Here is a 23338-nt window from a genome sequence, read left to right on the forward strand (position 1 = left end):
TTTCACTGCGTACGCGACGCGGACCGCGCGCATGCCTACACCGGCCGGCTGGCCTGCGCGCGCCAGCACTTGACGGGGTCATCGCGCACCAGCGACTGGTGTACGCCGATCCCAGCCATCACGCCCGAGGCGCTGGCCAGCGTGGCATTGCCCATCTGCAGGCTGGCATCGCCCGCGGCGTACACGCCCGGCACCGTGGTCTGCTTGAAATCGTCGACCCGCAGGTAAGGCCCCAGCAAGCCCTCGTCGAAGGCGCAGCCCAGCTGCATTGCCAGCGGGCTGGCCATGTGCACGCGGCTGGCGACGAACAGCGCATTGACTAGCAGGCGGCGGCCATCGGCCAACTGCACCGCGTCGATGCGTGGCGCCGAACCGAGCAACTGCGTCACCGGGGTGCGCTCGATGCGCACGCCACGGGCGGTCAGCAGCGCGGCCTGCTCGGCATCGGGCTCGAACTCGCCCTGGGTGAAATAGGTGGTCGGGCCCCAGTCGGGCAGCAGCGCGGCCTGGTGCGAGGACATGGGGTGGGCGGCCAGCACGCCCAGCGGCTGGTCGGCCACTTCATAGCCATGGCAGTAGGGGCAGTGCAGCACCGTCTGGCCCCAGCGTTCCCGCAGGCCCGGCAGCGCGGGCAGTTCGTCGCGCACCCCGATGGCCAGGATCAGGCGGGCGCCGCGCAGTTCGCGGCCATCTTCCATGGTGACGAGGAAGCGGCCCGATTCGCCGGCGGCGCTGGCGGCGGCGCCGGCGATGAAGTCCACCGTGCGGTAGGCGCCCAGTTGGGCGCGCCCGACGGCGGCGATCTCGGCCGGCGTCTTGCCGTCCTGGCCCAGGAACCCGTGCGAATGCGCGGCAAAGCGGTTGCGCGGCAGGCCGGCATCCACCAGCGCGATGCGGCGGCGGGCGCGGGCCAGTTGCATGGCGGCCGACAGGCCGGCGAAGCTGCCGCCGATGATGATGGCGTCGTAGCAGGGGGGCAGTTTTTCGGGCTTCATCGCTATCTCGATACTTTAAAAGTTGCATGATACGGCGATCCCGCCCGGTCACGCAACTTATAATGTTTCAAACCATGAACCAGGAGTCTTTCCATGCGCAGCGATAACCGCCTGTCCCGCATGCTGCACGTGCTGCTGCACATGGCGGAGCAGGACGCGCCGCTGACTTCCGAGACCATCGGCAAGATGCTGAGCACCAATCCCGTGGTGGTGCGGCGCATGATGTCCGGCCTGCGCGAGCGCGGCTATGTGCAATCGGAAAAGGGCCACGGCGGCGGCTGGGTGCTGACGCGCCCGTTGTCCGAGCTGACGCTGCTGGACGTCTACCAGGCGCTGGGCGAGCCGCCAATCTTCGCGCTCGGGCTGGACCAGAGCGAACCAAAATGCCTGGTGGAGCAGGCCGTCAACGCCGGGCTGGAAGGCGCGATGGCCGAGTCGCGCCGGCTGCTGCTGGAACGCTTCGCGACGATCCGCATGGATCAGTTGGCGCGGGACTTCCAGGAACGACTCAAGCTGCATCCGCACCGCACGGAGCGCTAGCGGGTAGAGCGGCGGTGTATCCTCGCAATCGTGCCGTGTCCGCATCCCGGACGCCGGCCCGCGCCAGAGAACACGGACGGCGGCCACCCGCGCCAGTCCGGCACTGCCCGACCAGGAGACATCGAACATGCTATTGACCGAAGAACAGCTCAGCGTGCAGGACATGGCGCGCCGTTTCGCCCAGGAACGCCTGGCGCCGAATTCCGAACGCTGGGACCGCGAACACCACTATCCGGCCGACGCCATCCGCGAGATGGCCGACCTGGGTTTCTTCGGCATGCTGGTGCCGGAGGAATGGGACGGCAACGCCAGCGGCTACCTGTCGTACGCGGTGGCGCTCGAAGAGATCGCGGCGGGCAATGGCGCCTGCTCGACCATCATGAGCGTGCACAACTCGGTCGCCTGCATGCCGATCCTGAAGTACGGCAGCGACGCGCAGAAGGACCAGTTCCTGCGGCCGCTGGCCACGGGCGCGGCCATCGGCGGCTTCGCCCTGACCGAGCCGCAGGCCGGCTCCGACGCCAGCAGCCTGCGCACCCGCGCGGTGCGCGACGGCGACCACTACGTGCTCAACGGCGCCAAGCAGTTCATCACCTCGGGCCGCACCGGCCAACTGGTGATCGTGTTCGCGGTGACCGATCCGCAGGCCGGCAAGCGCGGCATCTCGGCCTTCATCGTGCCGACCGACACCCCGGGCTACCAGGTGGTGCGGGTCGAGGACAAGCTCGGCCAGCATCTGTCCGACACCTGCCAGATCGCATTCGAGGACATGCGCATTCCCGCCGCGTGGCGGCTGGGCGAGGAGGGCGAGGGCTACAAGATCGCGCTGTCGAACCTGGAGGGCGGCCGCATCGGCATCGCCTCGCAGTCGGTCGGCATGGCGCGCGCGGCGTTCGAATGCGCGCGCGACTACGCCCGTGACCGCCAGGCCTTCGGCAAACCCATCATGGAGCACCAGGCGGTGTCGTTCCGGCTCGCCGACATGGCCACGCAGATCCACGCGGCGCGGCAGATGGTGCTGCACGCGGCGGCGCTGCGCGAGGCCGGCAGGCCGGCGCTGACCGAGGCCTCGATGGCCAAGCTGTTCGCCTCCGAGATGGCCGAGAAGGTCTGCTCGGCCGCGATCCAGACGCTGGGCGGCTATGGCTACCTGGCCGACTTCCCGGTGGAGCGCATCTACCGCGACGTGCGCGTGTGCCAGATCTACGAAGGCACCAGCGACATCCAGCGGCTGGTGATCGCGCGCGCTTTGTAGAACGGCGCGACGCGCGGGCGGTGTCGGCCCGGGCGGGCGGTCCGCGGGCGTCGGCGGCCTGGTTGACGCTGCGCGCCGGCAGGGCCTGCCGGGGTATCAGTCCAACAGGGCCTGCACCACGGCCTGCGCCGGCGCTGCCAGCGGCTGCTCACGTTGCAACCGCGCGATCTTTTCCTCGAACTCGCCCGCCACATCCGGCCGCACCTTCTTCATGGCGCGCACCGTCTGCGCCAGCAGCAGGCGCGCGTTGACGCTGCGCGGGAAGTCCAGGCACTGGCGCAGGTTGCCGTCAATGATCTCGCGTTCGCCATTGAGCTGGCCCGGTTGGTCCGGGTCGGCGCCGTTGCAGCGCACCGCCAGCAACTGTTCCAGGCGCAACAGGTAGTACGGGAAGGCGGCGCCGTCCGGCACCGTGTAGTTGGCGGGCGCCGCCAGCGGCGCCTGCGCGGTGGCGCGGCCGACCAGCGCCACCAGGTCCTCGGTCAGGCGCTGGATCGCGGCGGTCGGATCGGCCATCGGGAATTCGGCCGACAGCGCGCCGATGCACTCGGCGTCCTCGGTGCGCACCAGGCGCACCTCGGCGCGCCACGGCTCGGCCACGGTGACCAGGTGCGAGATCACCACGTAATCGCTTTGCGCCTCGCATTGCTGCGCGTAGCCGATGGCATCGGTGTCGTCCCAGGCCGCGCCGCTCAGCAGGAAGCCGGGATGCGGTTCGGTCAGCCACGGCACCAGCGTCTGCGTGCGCAGGCCGCAGCGCAGCGCCAGTTGTTCGTTGAAGTACAGCGGCAGCGCGCGGCTCAGGCGGCCGGTGGCGTCGGCCAGCTGCCGCTCGGCGCCTTCGGGCGCGTCGCCGATCTCGGCCGAGCCGCCCAGGAACGACACCAGCGGACGGTCGGGCGTCACCGGCGTGAACAGCGCCGCCGCGGGCGAATCGGGTGTCAGCCAGACCGGGCCGCGGCCCAGCAGCATTGCCAGCCGCATCTGCGCCGGTTCGGTGGCGCCGTCGCCCAGCGCGGCGCGCGCCAGTTCGGTGTCCCAATAGGCCAGGTTGTCCTTCCAGTCGGGGCGCTGCTGCGCGTAGAGCTGGTCGAGGATGGCGCGGGCCTCGTCGTGGCGGCCCAGTTCGACGTAGGCGCGGATCAGGTTGTTGCCGACCTGGATGCCGTGCAGCGCGGCATCGAAGCGCGGCCCGGCCAGTTGCACGATCGGCTCGATCGCGCCGGCGTTGCCCAGGTCGCCGCTCATCTGCGCCAGCAGGTCGGCGGGCGCGGGCGTGCCGGCGCGGGCGAGCGATTCTTCATACATGGCGAGCGCGCCGGACAGGTTGTGCGCGCCCAGTTCGCCATGCGCCAGCCACAGCTGCGCGCGCCAGCTGCCGGGCAGGGCGGCGACCTTGCGCATGGCGGCCACGCCGGCGGCGTCGCCGCCGTGTTCGCGGTGGATCGCCTCGTACCAGCCCAGGCCGTTGTCCTGGTTGGGATCCAGCTCCAGCGCATGCCACAGCGTGGCCAGGGCGCCGGCCTCGTCGCCGCGCTCGTCCTGGATCTTGGCCAGGTTGGTCAGGACAATGCCGGTCTCGCCGTGCGCGGCCATGAAATCGCGCAGCACCCGTTCGGCGTCGTCGAGCCGGCCGGTCTTCATATAGACGATGGCCTGCAGCACCACGCCGCGCTCGGCGCCGGGTTGCAGTTCGACCAGGCGGTCGGCGGGCTTGACCATTTCATCGATGAAGCCGTCGCCGAGCGACTGGATGATCAGGCCGGCGAGCGCGTCGGCGTCGTCCCAGTGGCGCTCGATGGCGCCGGCCAGCACGTTGTCGCGCCACTGGTCGCGCGGCACGAAAATCTCGCGGCCGTAGGCGTCGTAGGCGCGGATCATGTCGGCGTCCTGCGGCGCCTGTGTGTCCGAGGCCGCCGTATCGGCGGGCTGCGGCGCGGGCTGATCGGCGTGCGTGGCGGCGTCGGCGGGAGCGGCTTGCTTGCCGAGCAGTTTCTTCAGAAAGCTCATCGGGTCGGTTCCTAGGTTCGGGCGCCCGCCGCGCGGACGCGGCGGGCAAGGCGGCGACGCGCCCAGAGGGTGTAGATGACGAGGTTGCCGGCGACCAGCAGCAGCGCCAGCGCGACCTGGACGCCGCGCGTCAGGCCGTCCGGGTAGATCAGCGCCAGGATGTAGTGCTCGATGAAGCCGCCGGCATAGCCTTGCTGGCCCGCCTGCTGGCGCAGCGAGACTTCCAGCGGCGTCAGCGGGCAGATCCAGCCCATGCCGATGACCAGCGCGCCCCAGGCCAGCGCCGGCAGGTGCAGGTAGGCCAGGCGCCAGCGCCACAGCGCCAGCAGGCCGCCGAACACCACGAAGGCGACGAACAGGCCGTGAATGATCAGGACGGCGTCGGCCAGCAGGCGAGGGATCATGCGGGCATTCCTCCGGTGGGCATCCGCTCTTGCCGGGGCGACGGGGCCGACGCGTCCGTGGCGACGGGCGGAAGGGGCGCCGGGCGCGGATGGCGCCGGCGCCGGTCGTCAGGGTTTCAGGTCGCGCAGCAGCTTGGCCAGTTCCGGCGCGGTCATCAGCGACACGCCCTCGGCGCGGGCGTATTGCAGGGCGTTGTCGGATACTTCGCCCAACGCGATGTAGATGGCTTCGCGCGCGCCGCGCTTCTCGCGCGCCGCCTGCAGTTCGCGCAGCGGCTCGACGCCGACCCGCGCGGCCTTCCAGCGCTTGGCGCTGACCATGGCGACGTGGCCGTCCTTGGTCAAGGCGAAATCGGCGCCGGGGCCGTGCAGCCGTTCGACCTCGCAGCCATCGCGGCGAAAACCGGCCTCGACCGTGGCGGCGAACTGCTGCCACGACATGGCCGCGGCGGCCTGCGCCACGGCCTCGACGCGGGCGCCCGACGGCGCGCGCAACTGCTTGTAGGCCGCCATGATGGCGATCACCGCGAATGGCACGGCGGCGAACACGCCCATGGCCGCATACTCCAGCGGCAGCGCGGCGAACCCGCCCACCGACAGCAGCAGCGCCACGCCGGCGCTCATCCACCACGGCGAGCGCAGCAGCACCGCGAAGATGGAGTTCTGCGACATCTTGAACTTCATGACGCGCGCACCACGATACGCACGTCGCCACAGGTGACGATCTGGCCGGGACGGATCTTGGCCGTCTTGCGCGTTTCGACCACGCCGCCCACGCTCACGTGGCCTTCGGCCACCAGCATCTTGCCGGCGCCGCCGCTGTCGCAGACGCCGGTGGCCTTGAGCAGCTGATTGACTTCAATAAAGGGGCTGCCTTCGGCAAGCGTGAATTCGATGATGGGCATGGCACGGACGGGCGTTGAATAGGGATCGGGTGGTTCAGGCCTGGCCGCCGGGGGCGTTGCCGCCAGCGGGCGGGGCCGGCGGCGCGGGGGGCATGGGCGGCACGTCGGCCGGCGCCACGGGGCGGCCGCTGGGGGTTTCGGCGCGCGCCATCCAGGCAATCAGCGACGAGCGCATGGCTTCCTCGACCGACATCTGGATCGGCTGCACCCATTCCTGCGGCACGAACACGGTATAGCCCCCGATCATATAGCCCATCGGCAGGTACACGGCCACGCGGTCGCCCTGCGTGAAGCCCTCCGGCAGACCTTCCAGGTTGCGGCGCGTCACCAGCCCGACCAGCTCCAGCTGCTGGCCCGGGATGCGCAGGATCACGACCTGCTGGGCGGTGGCCTTGGAGCTGGGCGAGAAGTAGTCGGCGAAGCTCTTGAGCGACGAGTAGATGCTCTTGACCACCGGCAGGTTGGTGAAGGGCATTTCCAACAGCGCCATCACGCGCTTGACGCGCTCCTTGGACACCAGGTAGCCGATCGCCAGGATGCCCAGGATGCCCAGCAGCAGCCCCAGGCCGGGAAAATAGAAGCCGCCGATGAACGGGCGCAGGAAGGTCAGCGCCACCGCCTCGGTCCAGGCCAGGAAGATGTAGAGCAGGTAGATCGTCAGCGCCAGCGGCAGCACGGTGATCAGGCCGCGGAAGAAGTACTTGTAGAGACGGGTCATAGTCATGAAGCCAGGAAATCGGGGTCGGGTCCTGCGCGCCGGCGGACCGGAAGGGCCGAAAGCATAGCAGCAGGCGGCGCAAAGTCCGGTAACAAGACGCGGGAATTGCTACCGGTCAACGGGCAGGTATAGCGTCTCCTTGATCTCCTCCATCACCACATAACTGCGCGATTCGGCCGACGCGGGCAGGCGCTTGAGGATCTCGCCAAGAAGACGGCGGTATTCATTCATCTCGGTCAGGCGGGCCTTGACCAGGTAGTCGAAGTCGCCCGACACCAGGTGGCACTCCATGACCTCGGGCACATACAGCAGCTCTTTCTTGACCTTGTCGAACACGTCGCCGGACTTGGCCGAAAGCTTGATCTCCAGGAACACCAGCAGGTTCTTGCCGAGCGCCGCCGGGTTGACGCGCGCATGGTAACCGGAGATCACGCCTTCGCGCTCCATGCGCTTGATGCGGTCGGAGCAGGGCGTGGCCGACAGGTTGACGCGCTCGGCCAGTTCCGTGACGGAAATACGGCCTTCCCGCTGCAGGATATCCAGGATTTTCAGGTCGATACGGTCGAGATCGCGCATTTCACTTCTGGCGGTCGAAAAAAGGCGCTGGGCCGGGAAAAACCACTGCCTAATAAAAATCTTCAGTGATTTTCACTGTGATGAGGCTCATAGACTACCGAAATTCCTGACCAAAACCAAACTTCGGAACGAATCATGCACGTCATCGTCCTCGGCAGCGGCGTCATCGGCACCACCACCGCTTATTACCTGGCCCGCCAGGGGGCCAAAGTGACGGTGCTGGACCGCCAGCCCGGCGCCGCCCAGGAGACCAGCTACGCCAACGCCGGCCAGGTGTCGCCGGGCTATTCCACGCCCTGGGCCGCGCCCGGCATTCCGCTGAAGGCAATCAAGTGGCTGTTCAAGAAGCACGCGCCGCTGGCGATCCGCCTGGACGGCAGCCTGTACCAGCTCAAGTGGATGGCGGCGATGCTGGCCAACTGTTCGGCCGAGCGCTACGCGGTCAACAAGGAACGCATGCTGCGCCTGGCCGAATACAGCCGCGACTGCCTGCGCGAACTGCGCGCCGACACCGGCATCCATTATGAAGAGCGCACCCGCGGCACGCTGCAGCTGTTCCGCACCGAGGCCCAGATGGAAGCCGCGCGCCGCGACATCGCGGTGCTGGAAGAGGTCGGCGTGCCCTACGAGCTGCTGGACCGCAACCGCCTGGTGACCGCCGAGCCGGCGCTGGCGCGCTCGCTGCACAAGCTGGCCGGCGGCCTGCGCCTGCCCAACGACGAGACCGGCGACTGCCGCCTGTTCACCACCCGCCTGGCCGCGATGGCCGCGGCGCTGGGCGTGGAGTTCCGCTACAACCAGTCCGTCGCCGGCCTGAACACCGCCGGCGGGCAGGTGACCGGCGTGCGTGTCGGCAACGAGGTGCTGACGGCCGACCGCTACGTCGCCGCCTTCGGCAGCTACACCCGCGGCTTCCTGGAGCCGCTCGGCCTGGACCTGCCGGTGTACCCGGTCAAGGGCTATTCGCTGACCATCCCCATGAAAGACGAGGCCGCCGCGCCGGTCTCCACCATCCTGGACGAGACCTACAAGATCGCCGTCACCCGCTTTGACGACCGCATCCGCGTCGGCGGCATGGCCGAGCTGTCGGGCTTCGACCTGCGCCTGAAGGACGCGCGCCGCAAGACGCTGGAACTGGTGGTCAACGATCTGTTCCCCGGCAGCGGCGACGTGGCCCGCGCCGAGTTCTGGACCGGCCTGCGCCCCATGACGCCGGACAGCACGCCCGTGGTCGGCCCGACCCGCTACGGCAACCTGTTCCTGAACACCGGCCACGGCACGCTGGGTTGGACCATGGCCTGCGGCTCCGGCAAGCTGGTGGCCGACCAGGTGCTGGGCCAGCGTCCGCAGATCCGCACCGACGGCCTGGCGCTGTCGCGCTACGACCGCCAGGCCTCGGCCGAGCGGCCGCTGGTGCTGGGCGGCAAGGGCGCCTGATTCCGGCCTGTTTTCCGAACCCGTTTCCTCCGGCGCCGGCCACCAGCCGGCGTCCCGACGGCCCGCCCGGCGCACGATGCCGGCCGGGCCGTTGTTCCATCGGGCGCGGCGCGACATTGCCGCGACACTTTCAGGCCCGTTGACGCCACAGGGAAACGGCGCCGGCCTCTACAATCGGCGGCATGACCCATTTCCTGCATACCGCCGATTGGCAGATCGGCCGTCAGTACGGCCAGTTCGAAACCGATGACGCCGCCTTGCTGGCCGAGGCCCGCTTCGATGTCGTCGCGCGCATCGCCGCGCTTGCCGCCGAGCGCCAGGTCGACGCGGTGCTGGTGGCCGGCGACGTGTTCGACACCCAGGCCGTGTCCGACCGCACCATCCGCCGCCTGTTCGCCGCGCTGGCCGCCTACGCCGGGCCGTGGGTCATGATCGCCGGCAACCATGACGCGGCGCTGGCCGACAGCGTCTGGAGCCGCGCCGCGCAACTAGGCTGCATCCCGCCCAATGTGCGGGTGCCGTTGCGTACTGGCGTGGTCGACCTGCCGGCGCAGAACCTGGCGGTGCTGGCCGCGCCGCTGACCCAGCGCCATACCTACGACGACGTCACCCAGGCCTTCGACGCGCTCGAATCCGAACCCGGCCGCGTCCGCGTGGGCCTGGCCCATGGCAGTGTCGCCGGCCGACTGCCCGACACCATCGACGCCACCAACCCCATCGCGCCCGACCGCGCCGCCCGCGCGCGGCTCGACTACCTGGCGCTGGGCGATTGGCACGGCTGCCTGGCCATCGACGAACGCACCTGGTACGCCGGCACGCCCGAGCAAGACCGCTTTCGCGGCAACGAACCCGGCTACGCGCTGGACGTGCGCATCGATGCGCCGGGCGCCCCGCCACGCGTCGAACGCGTGCCCACCGGCAAATACCGCTGGTCCGCCTGGACCGAAACCCTGAGCCTGCCGACCGACGCCCAGGCGCTGGCCGAACGCCTGGCGGCGCTGCGCGCCGAAGACGTGCTGCGGCTGGAACTGCAGGGCCACGTCAACGTGCCGACCTGGGAGGCGCTGCAACGCGCCGTGGACCAGGCGGCGGCGCAGGCGAGGGCGGTGCTGCCGGATTTCTCCGGCCTGCTGCTCGAACCCGACGAGGCCGACCTGGCGCAACTGGGCGCGAGCGGCTACGTCGGCGAAGTGGCCGCGCAACTGCAGGCCATGCAGGCCGATCCCGACCAGGCGGCGGTGGCCGGCGAGGCCCTGCGGCTGCTGCTGCGGTTCCAGCGCGAAGGCGCGGCGGCGGGAGGCGCGCAATGAAGCTCACGCGCATCGCCCTGGAAGAATTCCGCAAGTTCCGCCAGCCCCTGGTGCTGGATGGCTTGCAGGACGGCCTGAACCTGTTCGTCGGTCCGAATGAGGCCGGCAAGAGCACGGTGGCCGCAGCCATCCGCGCCGCGTTCCTGGAACGCTACAGCACCCGCACCGTGTCCGACCTGGCGCCGCGCGGCGAGAGCGGCGCGCGGCCCGGCGTCGAACTGGCATTCAGCCATGCGGGCCACGATTACCTGCTGAAAAAACACTTCCTGTCGCGGGCCCGCTGCGAACTGCTGATCGACGACGGCGCGCAACGGCTCGATGGCGAGGAAGCCGAGAACGCGCTGGCCGCGTTGCTGGGCTTCGAACTGGCCGCGCGCGGCCAGAGCAAGCCCGATCTGGCCGGCGTGCCGGGCCTGCTGTGGATCCAGCAGGGCGACGGCCAGAATCTGCAAACCGCCGCCGCCCACGCCGGCGGGCATCTGCGCGAGGCCCTGACGCAGTTGTCGGGCGAGCTGGCCTCCGGCGACGGCGACCGGCTCTACGAGCGCGTCGTCGCCGAGCGCGCCGCCTTGCTGGATGCGCGCAACGGCCGCCCCAAGGGCATCTACAAGGACGCCGAGGACGCGCTCGCCGCCGCCCTGGCCGAGCGCGACCAATGCGCCCAGGCCAAGGCCCAGCTTGACGCCGACGTCGACCGGCTGGCCGCGCTGCGCGCCGAACACGCGCGCGCCGAGGCCGGCCAGCCCTGGAAGGACTTCGAGGCCCGCGCCGCCGAGGCGCGCGCCCGGCTCGCGGCCGTGGCCAAGGAACGCGAGGCGCTCGAAGGGCTGCAACGCGAACAGCGCCAGGCGGCCGAAACCTTGGCCGTGCTGCAGGAACAGGTGCGCCGCGACCAGCAGGACGAAACCGAATTGCAGGCCCTGGTGGCGCAGGCGCGGGCCGCCCGCGCCGCGGTCCAGCAGGCCCAGGAGCCGCTGGCCCGGGCCCGCGCGCTGCGCGACACGCACGCTGCCGCCGCCGAACAGGCGCGCCAGCGGGTCGCCGCGGTGCAGGCGGTGGCCGACCGCCGCGACCTCGAACACCAGCTCGGCCAACTGGCGCGCGACATCGAGCGCCTGGACGGCGCGCTCGAAGAAGCCACCCGCCTGATCGAGCAGGGCTCGATCCTGAAGGCCGAGGCCGTGCGCATCGAAATCGCCGACGCCGACATCCAGGCCTTGCGCAAGCGCGAACGCGCGCTGGGCGACCTGCAAGTGCGCCAGCAGGCCATCGCCACGCGCCTGTCGTACGCGTTGGACGCGGGCCGCGAGGCCCGGCTGGACGGCGCCGCGCTGGCCGGCAGCGGCGAGTTGCTGCTGACCGCGGCGGCTGAACTCGAACTGCCCGGCCTGGGCCGGCTGCGCATCGAGCCGGGCGGCCAGGACCTGCCGGCGCTCAAGCGCGAACTGGCCGACGTACAGGCGGCCAGCGCGGCTTTGTTGTCGCGCCTGGGTGTGGCGCACGTGGCCGAGGCCGAGGAACGCCATGCGCGCGGCGTCGACTTGCAACGCGAACTGGAGGCCATGCGCAAGACGCTGGCGATCCATGCGCCCAAGGGCGTGGACGCACTGCGCGGGCAACGCAACGAAGCCCAGGCGCGGCGCGCGCAACTGGCCGAGCGGTTGGCGTTGCTGCCGCCGGCGGCTGAGGCGGGCGATGCCGATGCGCCCGCCGCGCGCCAGGCGCTGCGCGATGCCGAAGCCAGCGCGGCGCAGGCCGAGCAGGCCCTGGCGGCCGCGCAGCGCGCCCTGGATGCCGACAGCGCCCGCGCCCAGCTACTCGAAACCCAGGCCGCCGCGCGCGGCGCCGACCTGCAATCGCCCGAACGCGCGGCGCAGCGTCAGGCCCGCGCCGGCCGGCTGGCCGAGGCCCGCAGCGGCCACGACCTGCTCGAACAACGCCTGCGCCAGGCGCAAGCCGCGCTGGAAGCGCTGCGGCCGGAACTGCTGGAACAGGACGCGCAGCGCTACGAAAAGTCCGCCGCCATCGAACGCGACGCCCAGCACAAACGCCACAGCGAGATCCAGCAGTTGCTGGGCAAGCTGGAGCAGGCCGGCGCGCAGGGCCTGGGCGAACGCTTGTCCGAGGCCGAGGCCGCCTGCGAGCGCCTGCAGCGCCGCCGCGACGAATTCCAGCGCCGCGCGCAGGCGCTCGAATTGCTGTCCACCTTGCTGGCCGGCAAGCGCGACGCCGCCACCCAGCGCCTGCAGGCGCCGCTGGCGCGCCGCCTGAGCCACTATCTGGCGCTGCTGTTCCCCGAGTCCGCGCTGCGCCTGGACGAGGCGCTGCTGCCCGCGGCCCTGCAGCGCGCGGGCGGCGAGGACCCGCTGGACGCGCTCAGCTTCGGCACGCGCGAGCAATTGGGCATCCTGGCGCGCTTTGCCTACGCCGACCTGCTGCGCGAGGCCGGACGGCCGACGCTGCTGTTGCTGGACGATGCGCTGGTGCACACCGACGACGACCGTCGCGACCTGATGAAGCGCGCGCTGTTCGATGCCGCCACGCGCCACCAGATCCTGATGTTCACCTGCCACGGCGAGGCCTGGCGCGACCTGGGCGTCGAGCAGCGCCGCATCGGCGCTTGACGCCTTGGCGGCGGTGCGAGCCGCGTCCGCACGTGCAAACTGCCCCCTCATGTGCGGACCGGTGTCGTCAAGCGCGTCGCCGGCCGCGTGCGGGCGCCCCGCAACTTGACGCTGGCGCGCGGCGCCGGTAGCCTACACGGGTTCATCACCGAACCCGACGCGCTTCACATGCCCGACTTCACGCCTTCCGCCGAATCCGCCTTCGCTGCCCGCGCAGCCGGCGCCGGCCTGCGCGCAAGCCGGCGGCATGGCGTGTCGCCTCCCGTTGTTTCTCCTGTCGTCTCGACGGTCGTATCGCCGCCGGTGGCGTCGCCGCCGTGCGATGTCGTCGTTGGTGTCGCGGGCGCTTATCCGCCCGTGGTCGCCGTCGTCGGCTGACCGCCGCACACTTCCCGCTCCCGCCTTATCGCCTGGATCCGCCGCGCTGATGCGCCGACGCGTTTGCGTTCGCGCCCGGCCGCCGCGCGTCCACGCCTGATCCGTTCGCGCGTCGCAAGACGCGTGCGCGCCGCGGGAGCCTGTTCCATACCCGACAGGTAGAAATCTTCATGTCTTTCAATCGCAATGCGTGGGCCGCCTACGGCTCCACTTCCTTGTTCGTGCTGCTGTGGAGCGGCGGCGCGATCTTCGCCAAATGGGGCCTGGCGCACGCCTCGGCCTTCGGTTTCCTGCTGTGGCGCTTCGTGCTGGCGCTGGTCGTCCTGCTGGCGCTCTGCGTTGGGCGCCGGCGCTGGCTGCCGGCGCCCGGCACGCGCGGCATCGTCGCGCTGACCGGGCTGCTGCTGATCGGCAGCTATTCCATCTGCTATCTGCTGGCGCTGGACCACGGCATCACGCCGGGCGTGCTGGCCACGCTGCTGGGGGCGCAACCCATCCTGACCCTGGCGCTGCTCGAGCGCCGCTTTCCGCCGCTGCGGCTGGCGGGGCTGCTGCTGGCCCTGTGCGGATTGGGCATGGTGATGTTCCAGAGCATCGGCATGGCGCGTTTCTCGCTCGCCGGCATGGTCTTCGCGTTCGCGGCGTTGGTCAGCATGACCGCCGGCGCCATCCTGCAAAAGCGCGTGCGCCAGGCGCCGACGGACGTGATGCCGCTGCAGTACGTGGCCAGCCTGGCGCTGTGCCTGCTGTTCGCGCCGTTCCAGCCGCTGCACGTGGATTGGAGCCTGGGATTCGTGCTGCCGCTGCTGTGGATGGGGCTGGTGATCTCGGTCGGTGCGACGCTGCTGTTCTACCGCATGATCCAGTCCGGCAACCTGGTCAACGTCACCAGCCTGTTCTACCTGGTGCCGGCCGGCACCGCGGCGCTGGATTACCTGGTGCTGGGCAACCGCCTGTCGCTGCTGAGCCTGGGCGGCATGGCGGGGATCCTGCTCGGGCTGATGCTGGTGTTGCGCACGCCGGCGGCGCGCTCGGGCGGCTGATCGCGGTTTGCCGCCGCGTGGCGGGATGTTCGCCGCGCGGCGCATACCCCGGGGCGCATCGCGCGCGCGGGCGGGGCGGCGGCGCGCTTTGGGACGTGGCCGTCCTGCCGTTTTCGTCCGGCTACGCGTGCGCGGCTTCTTCCTGGCCGGCCCAGTGACCGCTGACCAGCTGCGCCGGGCGTTCGCGCGCCTGGACCCGGGCGCAGACCGCCCAGGCGTCCAGGCGCACGTTCAGGCCGGCATAGACGCCATGGCCGTCGCCCGCTTCGATGCAGCCGTCGGCCTGCACGCCTTCGCCGGCGCGGATCGAGCCGTCGGCGCGGATGTCTTCACCCGCGATCAATCCCCAGCCCGCGGCCAGGTGGCCGCCGCAGACGATGCTGGCGCCGGCCTGGATGCCGCAGGCGGCATCGATGTCCTTGGCGGCCTGCACGCCGCCGCCGGCCTTGATGCCCTGGCCGCACTTGAGGGCGCCTTGCACCTGCACGTCCTGGCCGGCCCGCAAGTGACCGGTCACGGCCAGGTCCTGACCGGCGCAGATGTCCCACTTGGCGCGCAGGTTGCCGCGGCAGTCGAAGGCGGCGGCGACCCCGATGCCCCATTCGGCGGACACGTCGCCGCCCGCGCGCAGGTCGCCGGCGCTGGCGATGTTGGCGCCGGCCGTGATGTTCTCGCCGGCCACGATCGATTCCCCGGCGCGGATGCCGCCGCCGGTGATGATGCTGCGTCCGGCCCGCACCACGCTGTCGACGTTGATGCCCATGCGCACTTCCAGCGTGCCGGCGAAGACGATGGCGTGGGCGTCCAGCGTGTCCAGCTTCAACACCGCGTCGGTCGGCCCGAACTGGTCCAGCAGCCAGCAGGCGTCACCAACCCGCCCGTCGGCCACCAGGGCATCGAGGACGGCCTGATAGTCCCCCTGTCCGTTGTGGTCGCGCAGGAACCATTTGTAGCCGCCCGCGCAGGGGTTCTTGGCTTTGACGAATTTCTTGGTGAGTTGCATGGCGTTCGGTGGCAATCAAGGCGTGGCGCCGCCCGCCGGTCATAGTCGGCGCGCGGACGGAAAACGTGGCAAGACCGCCCGGCCATGCGGCAGGGCGGTCGCGCCGGCCGGCCTCGAACCGCGCCGCGCGCAACAAGGGTACGGGCGTGCGGGCGGCCGGCGGCGGGCCGGTGGCGGAAAGCGGGAAGGGGGGATGCCGGCGATTAGCCGGGCTTGGAACGCGCGTAGGCGGAACGCGCGGCGACTTCCTGCGAGCTCAACAGGGTCGAGCGCAGGGCGCAAAGCACGCAAGCGGTGTCGGAAGGATGGGAGAAATCGATTCGCACGGGCGAAATGGTAGCAGAGCGCGGGCGCGTCATCTGCCCGGCGATCGCCGATGGGGCGTGGGACGGTCCGAATCTGGCGCCGCGCAGGGCGCGCATTGTGCCGGCGGCCTCGGAAAGGGCCCGCCGGCACGGCGTGGCGGCGGGCAGACGGACTGGCGCCCGGGTCACGCGGCGATGCCGCGTGACAAGCCTCAGTTGGTCGACTGGATGTTGCGTTCCTTGGCGATGCGCTGGCGCAGCTCCAGTTCACGCTTGATCTGCGCGGCGTATTCCGCCGGCGTGTTGCCGTCGACCAGCGAGCCGCCGTCGGCCAGGCGCTGGATGATCTTCGGATCCTTCAGCGCCTTGACGGTGGCGTCGTGGATGCGATCGATGACCGCCTGGGGCGTGCCGGCGGGCGCGACCAGGCCGTACCAGGCCATGTTGTCCATTTCCGGCAGGCCGCCTTCCGAGAAGGTCGGCACGTCCGGCAGGGTGGGCAGGCGCTTGGGCGCCGCCACGGCCAGGGCGCGCAGCTTGCCGGCCTGGATGTGCGGCATGGACGAGGGCAGGTTGTCGAACTGGGCGTTGACCTGGCCGGCGATCACGTCATTGAGCGCCGGACCCGAGCCGCGATAGGGCACGTGCACCATGTCGGTCTTGGTGAGCGATTTGAACAGTTCGCCATCCAGGTGGCCGATGCCGCCGGCGCCGGACGAGGCGTAGCTGTACTTGCCGGGATTGGCCTTGAGCAGGGCGATGAACTCGGCCATGTTCTTGGCCGGCACCGACGGGTTCACCGTCAGCACATTGGGCACGTTCACCATATTGGTGATGGGTGCGAAGTCCTTGAGCGGGTTGTACGGGTTCTTGGGGTTGGTGGCCGGATTGGTGGCCATGGTGCTGACAGTGGCCACGCCCAGGGTATAGCCGTCCGGGGCGGAGCGGACCAGCGCGTCGGCGCCGATCGAGCCGCCGCCGCCGCGGTTCTCCACCACCACGGCCTGGCCGAGTTCGCGGCCCAGGCCTTCGGCCACCACGCGGGCGACGATATCGGTGGTGCCGCCGGCCGCGAACGGCACGATCAGGCGGATGGGTTTGTTCGGGTAGGCGTCAGCGGCTTGCGCGGCGCCGCTGAGACAGAGGCCGGCGAGGGCGGTGGCCAGGACGGCCTTGGCTTGGGACAGCACGGTCAAGAGTCTTCTCCATATTATTGAATCCGAGCCTGCCGGCTACGATGGCCGGCGTCGGTGAAGCGCGCCGGGCTCGGATGCTGGCCTGGCCGACGCTTCGTGGGCGCCATTCCACACAGTTACGGTGGCCCGGTCAATCGGGATTCCCCCTGCATCGCGTGGGGGTATTTTTCGCCGCCAGGATGCGGGGGCGATAAACGGCGTTGTGGCAAAAAAACGTATGCTGACAATAACTTGAATGAAAATGGGGTCGTCATCGTTGCGTAATGATTGCGCAGCGATCATGTCGTCATCCCCTCGGTACGCGCATAAATCTCTGCATAACTTACAAGAATCTGATATTTTTCGAATGAGATTCTTGGCCGGTCTTGCAAGAAAGCTATTGCGTTTGTTTCTGTCTGCGCCGTTCAATGGGGCGTTGGTTGATGTCCCCGCGGGGCAACGTGTAGTGCACCGACGCACCGGGCCAGGGTTCCGTCCGTTATTCAATCCCCGGTTCGTTTCGTCTCTCGCTGTCGCGCTGGCGGGAGGGGGCCCGGACATTCTCGGAACGCCATGTCGCTGATACTGATCCTCGCTCTGCCGTTTGCCGGCAGCCTGTGCGCCGCGCTGCTGCCTTCCAACGCCCGCAATGCCGAGGCCTGGTTGGCGGGCATCATCGCCCTGGCTTGCGCGGTTCTGGTCGCCAGTCTCTATCCGCAGGTGGCCGGCGGCGGCGTGATCCGCGTCGACATGCCCTGGGCGCCCGCCCTGGGGCTGCAGTTCACCTTGCGCATGGACGGCTACGCCTGGCTGTTCGCGCTGATCGTCTCCGGCATGGGGGCGCTGGTGGTGCTGTACGCGCGCTACTACATGTCGCCGGAAGACCCGGTGCCGCGCTTCTTCTCCTTCTTCCAGGCCTTCATGGCCGCCATGCTGGGCGTGGTGCTGTCGGGCAACCTGATCCAGCTGGTCATGTTCTGGGAAATGACCAGCCTGGCCTCGTTCATGCTGATCGCCTACTGGCACCACCGCCTGGATGCCCGCCGCGGCGCCCGCATGGCGCTGACAGTGACCGGCGCGGGCGGCCTGTGCCTGCTGGCCGGGGTGCTGATCCTGGGCCACATCGTCGGCAGCTACGACATGGACCGCGTGCTGGCCGCCGGCGACCTGGTGCGCGCCGACCCCTGGTATCCCGCCGTGCTGGTGCTGGTGGCGCTGGGCGCGCTGACCAAGAGCGCGCAGTTCCCGTTCCATTTCTGGCTCCCCAACGCCATGGCCGCGCCCACGCCGGTGTCGGCCTACCTGCATTCGGCCACCATGGTGAAGGCCGGGGTGTTCCTGCTGGCGCGCTTCTGGCCGGTGCTGGCGGGCACCGATGAGTGGTTCTGGATCATCGGCGGCGCCGGGCTGATCACGCTGGTGCTGGGGGGCTATGCCGCCATCTTCCAGCAGGACATGAAAGGGGTGCTGGCGTATTCGACCATCAGCCACCTCGGCCTGATCACCTTGCTGCTGGGGCTGAACAGCTCGCTGGCGCTGGTGGCGGCGGTGTTCCACATGGTCAACCACGCCACCTTCAAGGCCTCGCTGTTCATGGCGGCGGGCATTGTCGACCACGAGACCGGCACGCGCGACCTGAGCCGGCTGTCCGGTCTGTACAAGGCCATGCCGATCACGGCCACGCTGGCCATGGTGGCGGCGGCCTCGATGGCCGGGGTGCCGCTGCTCAACGGCTTCATCTCCAAGGAAATGTTCTTCGCCGAGACGACCTTCGTCAGCGGCGACATGATCACGAAAGTGGGCCTGCCCCTGGCGGCCACGGTGGCGGGCGCCTTCAGCGTGGCCTATTCGCTGCGCTTCATCCTGCAGGTGTTCTTCGGCCCGCCGGCGACCGACCTGCCGCGCGCGCCGCACGAGCCGCCCGGCTGGATGCTGCTGCCCAGCGGCCTGCTGGTGCTGATGTGCCTGGTGGTGGGCATCCTGCCGGGCCTGACGCTCGGCCCGTTCCTGGCCACCGCCGCGCAAAGCATCCTGGGCGCCGACATGCCCGAATACAGCCTGGCGGTGTGGCATGGCGTCAACCTGCCGCTGGTGATGAGCTTCGTGGCCATGACGGCTGGCGTGATCCTGTACCTGGCGCTGCGCGCGCACCAGCGCGCCAATCCGGGCCGGGTGCCGTTCATCTACCGCCTGGACGGCCGTCGTTCTTTCGAAGCGCTGCTGGACGGCTCCAGCGTGGCCGCCGCCTGGCTGTTGCGCTGGCTGGCGTCGTCGCGCCTGCAGGTGCAGATGGTGCTGATCGTGCTGGGCACGCTGTTCGTGGCCTGGCTGCCGCTGCGCGCCGGCGGCTGGCTGGACGGCACCGGCCGCGCCGCCGCAGTGGACCCGGCGTTCGCCTTGCTGTGGCTGGTGGGCTGCGTCTGCGCCGTGGCGGCCGCCTACCAGGCCAAGTACCACCGCCTGGCGTCGCTGGCGCTGGCCGGCGGCGCGGGGCTGGTGACCTGTCTCACGTTCGTCTGGTTCTCCGCGCCCGACCTGGCCCTGACGCAGTTGTCGGTCGAAGTGGTGACCGTGGTGCTGTTGCTGCTGGGCCTGCGCTGGCTGCCGCGCCGTATCGCGCAGGACGAGGATGAGGGCCTGGGCGCCACGCTGCGGGCCCGTGGCCGCCGCCTGCGCGACCTGCTGCTGGCCACCGCCGCCGGCACCGGCATGGCGGCGCTGGCCTATGCGGTGCTGGTGCGGCCGCAGACCGACACCATCTCCTCGTATTTCGTCGACCGCGCGCTGCCCGACGGGGGCGGCACCAACGTGGTCAACGTGATCCTGGTGGACTTCCGCGGCTTCGATACCTTCGGCGAAATCACCGTGCTGGGCATCGTGGCGCTGACGGTATACGCGCTGCTGCGCCGCTTCCGCCCGGCGCCCGAGAGCGCCGACCTGCCGCGCCAGCAGATCGACCAGGACGGCCCGGTGCCGGCCGCGCCCGATATCAAGTCGGTGGTGCCGACCGGTCCGATGATGGTGCCCACGGTGCTGGTGCGCCTGCTGCTGCCGACCGCGGCGCTGATCTCGGTCTATTTCCTGCTGCGCGGCCACAACCAGCCGGGCGGCGGATTCGTCGGCGGCCTGGTCTTCGCCACCGCCGTGATCCTGCAGTACATGGTGGGCGGGGTCTACTGGGTCGAGTCGCGCAGCCGCCTGAACCCGCAGAACTGGATCGGCATCGGCCTGCTGTTCGCCGGCACGGCGGCGGTGGCCGCCTGGCTGGCCTACAAGCCGTTCCTGGCCGCGCTGGCCTGGGACGTCTCCTTGCCGCTGGTCGGCCACGTGCACCTGTCCAGCGTGCTGCTGTTCGACCTCGGCGTCTATATGCTGGTGGTCGGATCCACCGTGCTGGTGCTGGTGGCGCTGGCTCACCAATCGCTGCGCGCGCAACGCAAGGCAGTCGCCGAAAGCCAGGCGGCCGCCGCACAAACGGGGGAAGCCTGATGGAATTGATTTACGCCGTCGCGATCGGCGTCCTGGCGGGCTCGGGGGTCTGGCTGCTGCTGCGGCCGCGCACCTTCCAGTTCATCATGGGCCTGTCGCTGGTCTCCTACGCGGTCAACCTGTTCATCTTCGGCATGGGCCGCCTGACCTCGGGCCGGCCGCCGGTGGTGGATCCGGCCATGGCCCATGATCCTTCCTGGTATGCCGATCCGCTGCCGCAGGCCCTGGTGCTGACGGCCATCGTGATCGGCTTTGCCACCACCGCGCTGTTTTTGGTGGTGCTGTTGGCTTCGCGCGGCTTGACGGGCACCGACCACGTCGATGGACGGGAGTCCCAATCTTGAGTTTCTGGCTGCAACATCTTCCTATCCTGCCCATCATCACGCCGCTGCTGGCCGGCGCGGTGATGCTGCTGCTGGCCGACACCAGCCGCTATGCGCGCGGCACCATCGCCGTGCTGTCCACGTTGGCGCAACTGGCCGCGGCCATCGCCTTGCTGGCGGTCGCCGGGGGCGGGGTGCCGGGCGTCTGGCCGGACGGCGTCGGCGTGTACCTGGTGGGCGACTGGCCCGCGCCATTCGGCATCGTGCTGGTGGTGGACCGCTTGGCCGCGGTCATGCTGACCTTGACCGCGGTGCTGGGCCTGGCCACGCTGACCTATGCGCTGGCGCGCTGGGACCGTGCGGGGGTGCATTTCCATTCGCTGTTCCAGTTCCTGCTGATGGGCCTGAATGGCGCCTTCCTGACCGGCGACCTCTTCAACCTGTTCGTGTTCTTCGAAGTGCTGCTGGCCGCGTCCTACGGCCTGCTGCTGCACGGCTCGGGCGTGGCGCGTGTCAGCGCCGGCCTGCAGTACATCGCGGTCAACCTGGTGGCCTCGTTCCTGCTGTTGATCAGCATCGCGCTGATCTATGGCGTGAGCGGCACGCTCAACATGGCCGACCTGGCCCTGCGCGCCGGCAATCTGACCGGTTCCGACCGCATGCTGTTCGAGGCCGGCGCCGCCATTCTCGGCGTGGCCTTCCTGGTGAAGGCGGGCGCCTGGCCGCTGAACTTCTGGCTGGTCAAGGGCTACGGCTCGGCCGGCGCGCCAATCGCGGCCATGTTCTCGATCATGACCAAGGTCGGCATCTACGCGCTGCTGCGCATTGGTTCGCTGCTGCTGCCGAGCGGCGCGCCGGCGGCGTTCAGCCTGGACTGGATGTCCGCGGCCGGCCTGGCCACGCTGCTGTTCGGCGGCCTGGGCCTGCTGGCCACGCAGCAGCTCGAGAAGATGGTGGGCTATTGCGTCATCGTCTCGGCCGGCACGCTGCTGACGGCGCTGGGCATGCCCGGCGTGACGCTGACCGGCCCGGCGCTGTTCTACCTGATCAGTTCGGTGCTGACCACGGGCGCTTTCTTCATGCTGGCCGAACTGATCGAACGCACGCGCAGCTTCGGCGCCAACGTGCTGGCGGTGACGCTGGACGCCTTCGACCTGGACGACCCGACCTCGGTGAATCGTTCCGATGACGTGGTTGGCGTCGCCATTCCGGCGGCCATGGCCTTTCTTGGCCTGGCGTTCATCTGCTGCGCCTTGCTGGTGACCGGCTTGCCGCCGCTGTCGGGCTTCGTGGCCAAGTTCTCGCTGTTGTCGGCGGCGGTCTCGGCGGCCAACGAATCGGCGCCGCCGATGGATGCCTGGATCCTGGTGGCCGCGGTGCTGGTGTCCGGCCTGGCGGGCCTGATCGGCCTGGGCCGCACCGGCATCCGCGTGTTCTGGGCCAGCGACGACCGCAGCACGCCGCGCCTGCGGCTGATCGAGGCGGGGCCGGTCGCGGTCCTGCTGCTGCTGTGCGTGGGCCTGGCGGCCGGCGCGGGCCCGGTGTCGGCCTACCTGGACGATGCCGCGCGTTCGCTGGACCAGCCCAAGAGCTATATCGACGCCGTCATGTCCGCGCAGACGGTGCGCGCCGCGCAAGGAGGAAGCTGATGCGCCGACTGTATTTCCTCTTCCTGCCGGTGTTCCTGTTCGTCCTGTGGCTGGTGCTGAACGAAAGCCTGTCGGCCGGCCAGATCGCGCTGGGCGTGGCGCTGGCCCTGTGGTTCACCTGGGCCGCCTCGCGCCTGCGGCCATTGAAGGCGCGGCCGCGGCGCCTGTGGAAAGTGATACCGCTGTTCCTGCACGTGACGGCCGACATCATCAAATCCAACATCGCGGTCGGCAAGCTGATCCTGAACCCGCGGCCCAATGATTTTTCGCCCGGGTTCATCAAGATTCCGCTGACCATGCGCGACCCGCACGGCCTGGCCATGCTGGCCTGCATCGTCACCTACACGCCCGGCACCGTCTGGGTCGAACTGGGCGATGACCACCGCCTTAAGCTGCATGTGCTCGACCTGCAGAACGAGGAAGACTGGGTGCGCCTGGTGCAAGACCGCTACGAGCGCCCCTTGATGGAGATATTCGAATGAACGCCATACTGTATTGGGCGGCGTCCTTTGCCCTGGTGTGCTTCGCGCTGGGCATGGTGTTCGCCACCATTCGCCTGTTGCGCGGCCCGACCGCGCAGGACCGCGTGCTGGCGCTGGACACGCTCTACATCAACGGCATGCTGACCATGCTGGTGTTCGGCATCCGCTCGGGCACGTCGGTGTATTTCGACATTGCGCTGCTGATCGCGCTGTTCGGGTTCGTGGGCTCCACGGCCATGGCCCGCTTCCTGCTGCGCGGCGAGGTGATCGAGCCATGATCGAGACCCTTCCGCTGTGGGCGAGCATCCCGGCCAGCATCCTCCTGGTGCTGGGGGGCCTGCTGGCCCTGACCGGCTCGGCCGGCCTGCTGCGCTTTCGCACCTTCTATGCCCGCATCCATGCTCCGACGCTGGGCAACACGATGGGCTGCGGCTGCGTGCTGGCCGCCTCGATCCTGGTGTTCTCGGTGCTGTCCGCGCGGCCGGTGTTCCACGAAGTGATCATCACGCTGCTGCTGGTCGTCTCGTCGCCGGTGACGGCGATGCTGCTGATGCGCGCCGCGGTATACCGTAACCGTTTGACCAAGGCCGACGCCGACCTGGACGCGCGCTAGGCGGGCAAGAAAGGGACAGAACACCGGCAATCCGGGGACAAGTTGCGCGAGCGCAATGAATATTGCGTCGCAGCATCGGAAACTTCGGCTTACGATTGCACGTT

General features: G+C 69.7%; 22 protein-coding genes. 13 read left to right on the top strand and 9 right to left on the bottom strand.

The features are described from left to right. Positions 1-35: 35 nt before the first annotated feature. Positions 36-995, bottom strand: a complete 960-nt coding sequence (locus HV742_RS24715; protein WP_175146621.1) for an NAD(P)/FAD-dependent oxidoreductase — start codon at positions 993-995, stop codon at positions 36-38. Between the two features lie 93 nt (positions 996-1088). Between HV742_RS24715 and HV742_RS24720 the strand changes: the two genes are divergently transcribed. Further along, positions 1089-1535, top strand: a complete 447-nt coding sequence (locus tag HV742_RS24720) for an Rrf2 family transcriptional regulator (RefSeq protein WP_175146622.1) — start codon at positions 1089-1091, stop codon at positions 1533-1535. Between the two features lie 127 nt (positions 1536-1662). Next, positions 1663-2790 carry an acyl-CoA dehydrogenase family protein gene (locus tag HV742_RS24725; RefSeq protein ID WP_006385295.1) on the top strand — a complete coding sequence of 376 codons (1128 nt, stop codon included), beginning with the start codon at positions 1663-1665 and terminating at the stop codon, positions 2788-2790. Positions 2791-2886: 96 nt separating this feature from the next. On the opposite strand, the gene HV742_RS24730 is transcribed toward HV742_RS24725, so the two are convergent. The 6 genes from HV742_RS24730 to HV742_RS24755 all read right to left on the bottom strand — a co-directional run bounded on the left by HV742_RS24730 (position 2887) and on the right by HV742_RS24755 (position 7403). Then, the gene (locus HV742_RS24730; RefSeq protein WP_175146623.1) at positions 2887-4800 is read right to left on the bottom strand and encodes a tetratricopeptide repeat protein; all 1914 of its coding nucleotides are present in this window, start codon (positions 4798-4800) and stop codon (positions 2887-2889) included. A gap of 11 nt (positions 4801-4811) precedes the next feature. Then, positions 4812-5204 carry a DUF2784 domain-containing protein gene (locus HV742_RS24735; RefSeq protein ID WP_175146624.1) on the bottom strand — a complete coding sequence of 131 codons (393 nt, stop codon included), beginning with the start codon at positions 5202-5204 and terminating at the stop codon, positions 4812-4814. A 108-nt stretch (positions 5205-5312) separates the two neighbouring features. Beyond that, a complete protein-coding gene (locus HV742_RS24740) occupies positions 5313-5888 on the bottom strand; it encodes a restriction endonuclease (protein WP_049073429.1) in 576 nt (191 codons plus the stop codon). Continuing rightward, a complete protein-coding gene (locus tag HV742_RS24745) occupies positions 5885-6109 on the bottom strand; it encodes an RNA-binding S4 domain-containing protein (protein WP_049073430.1) in 225 nt (74 codons plus the stop codon). Before HV742_RS24745 ends, HV742_RS24740 begins: the two co-directional genes overlap by 4 nt. 34 nt (positions 6110-6143) lie before the next feature. Continuing rightward, positions 6144-6827: a DUF502 domain-containing protein gene (locus HV742_RS24750; RefSeq protein ID WP_175146638.1), complete on the bottom strand. Its 684-nt coding sequence runs from the start codon at positions 6825-6827 to the stop codon at positions 6144-6146. 108 nt (positions 6828-6935) lie between these two features. Next, on the bottom strand, positions 6936-7403 hold the full coding sequence (locus tag HV742_RS24755) for an Lrp/AsnC ligand binding domain-containing protein (RefSeq protein ID WP_049073431.1): 468 nt from the start codon (positions 7401-7403) through the stop codon (positions 6936-6938). Positions 7404-7538: 135 nt separating this feature from the next. Here HV742_RS24755 and HV742_RS24760 point away from each other — a divergent pair, with 135 nt between their 5' ends. From HV742_RS24760 to HV742_RS24780, 5 genes are all read left to right on the top strand, one after another. Then, positions 7539-8840 carry a D-amino acid dehydrogenase gene (locus HV742_RS24760; RefSeq protein WP_175146625.1) on the top strand — a complete coding sequence of 434 codons (1302 nt, stop codon included), beginning with the start codon at positions 7539-7541 and terminating at the stop codon, positions 8838-8840. Between the two features lie 182 nt (positions 8841-9022). Then, positions 9023-10150, top strand: a complete 1128-nt coding sequence (locus HV742_RS24765) for a metallophosphoesterase family protein (RefSeq protein ID WP_068953679.1) — start codon at positions 9023-9025, stop codon at positions 10148-10150. Continuing rightward, positions 10147-12774 carry an AAA family ATPase gene (locus tag HV742_RS24770; RefSeq protein ID WP_175146626.1) on the top strand — a complete coding sequence of 876 codons (2628 nt, stop codon included), beginning with the start codon at positions 10147-10149 and terminating at the stop codon, positions 12772-12774. Before HV742_RS24765 ends, HV742_RS24770 begins: the two co-directional genes overlap by 4 nt. Before the next feature lie 168 nt (positions 12775-12942). After that, positions 12943-13152 (top strand): hypothetical protein, encoded by a 210-nt coding sequence (locus tag HV742_RS24775; protein ID WP_139122253.1) that lies wholly within the window; start codon positions 12943-12945, stop codon positions 13150-13152. A 170-nt stretch (positions 13153-13322) separates the two neighbouring features. Next, positions 13323-14195, top strand: a complete 873-nt coding sequence (locus HV742_RS24780) for a DMT family transporter (RefSeq protein WP_175146627.1) — start codon at positions 13323-13325, stop codon at positions 14193-14195. A gap of 121 nt (positions 14196-14316) precedes the next feature. Here HV742_RS24780 and HV742_RS24785 read toward each other — a convergent pair whose 3' ends face one another. Together HV742_RS24785 and HV742_RS24790 are read right to left on the bottom strand one after the other, a co-directional pair. After that, entirely contained in the window at positions 14317-15198 is an 882-nt protein-coding gene (locus HV742_RS24785) for a hypothetical protein (protein ID WP_175146628.1), read from the bottom strand. 517 nt (positions 15199-15715) lie between these two features. Next, positions 15716-16699: a Bug family tripartite tricarboxylate transporter substrate binding protein gene (locus HV742_RS24790; protein WP_175146629.1), complete on the bottom strand. Its 984-nt coding sequence runs from the start codon at positions 16697-16699 to the stop codon at positions 15716-15718. Positions 16700-17251: 552 nt separating this feature from the next. Here HV742_RS24790 and HV742_RS24795 point away from each other — a divergent pair. The 6 genes from HV742_RS24795 to mnhG are packed head-to-tail and all read left to right on the top strand — an operon-like array spanning position 17252 to position 23234. Beyond that, positions 17252-20167, top strand: a complete 2916-nt coding sequence (locus HV742_RS24795; RefSeq protein ID WP_175146630.1) for a monovalent cation/H+ antiporter subunit A — start codon at positions 17252-17254, stop codon at positions 20165-20167. Further along, the gene (locus HV742_RS24800) at positions 20167-20511 is read left to right on the top strand and encodes a Na+/H+ antiporter subunit C (RefSeq protein WP_006227452.1); all 345 of its coding nucleotides are present in this window, start codon (positions 20167-20169) and stop codon (positions 20509-20511) included. The genes HV742_RS24795 and HV742_RS24800 overlap by 1 nt, the downstream gene beginning before the upstream one ends. Beyond that, a complete protein-coding gene (locus HV742_RS24805; RefSeq protein ID WP_059270783.1) occupies positions 20508-22139 on the top strand; it encodes a monovalent cation/H+ antiporter subunit D in 1632 nt (543 codons plus the stop codon). Before HV742_RS24800 ends, HV742_RS24805 begins: the two co-directional genes overlap by 4 nt. Next, positions 22139-22621: a Na+/H+ antiporter subunit E gene (locus HV742_RS24810; protein WP_054417504.1), complete on the top strand. Its 483-nt coding sequence runs from the start codon at positions 22139-22141 to the stop codon at positions 22619-22621. Before HV742_RS24805 ends, HV742_RS24810 begins: the two co-directional genes overlap by 1 nt. Next, on the top strand, positions 22618-22899 hold the full coding sequence (locus HV742_RS24815) for a K+/H+ antiporter subunit F (RefSeq protein ID WP_049073441.1): 282 nt from the start codon (positions 22618-22620) through the stop codon (positions 22897-22899). The genes HV742_RS24810 and HV742_RS24815 overlap by 4 nt, the downstream gene beginning before the upstream one ends. Beyond that, positions 22896-23234, top strand: coding sequence for a monovalent cation/H(+) antiporter subunit G (mnhG, locus tag HV742_RS24820; protein ID WP_049073442.1), 339 nt, complete (start codon positions 22896-22898; stop codon positions 23232-23234). The genes HV742_RS24815 and mnhG overlap by 4 nt, the downstream gene beginning before the upstream one ends. Positions 23235-23338 lie beyond the last annotated feature (104 nt).

The organism is Achromobacter ruhlandii (assembly GCF_902859695.1).
Classification (GTDB): Bacteria; Pseudomonadota; Gammaproteobacteria; order Burkholderiales; family Burkholderiaceae_B; genus Achromobacter; species Achromobacter ruhlandii.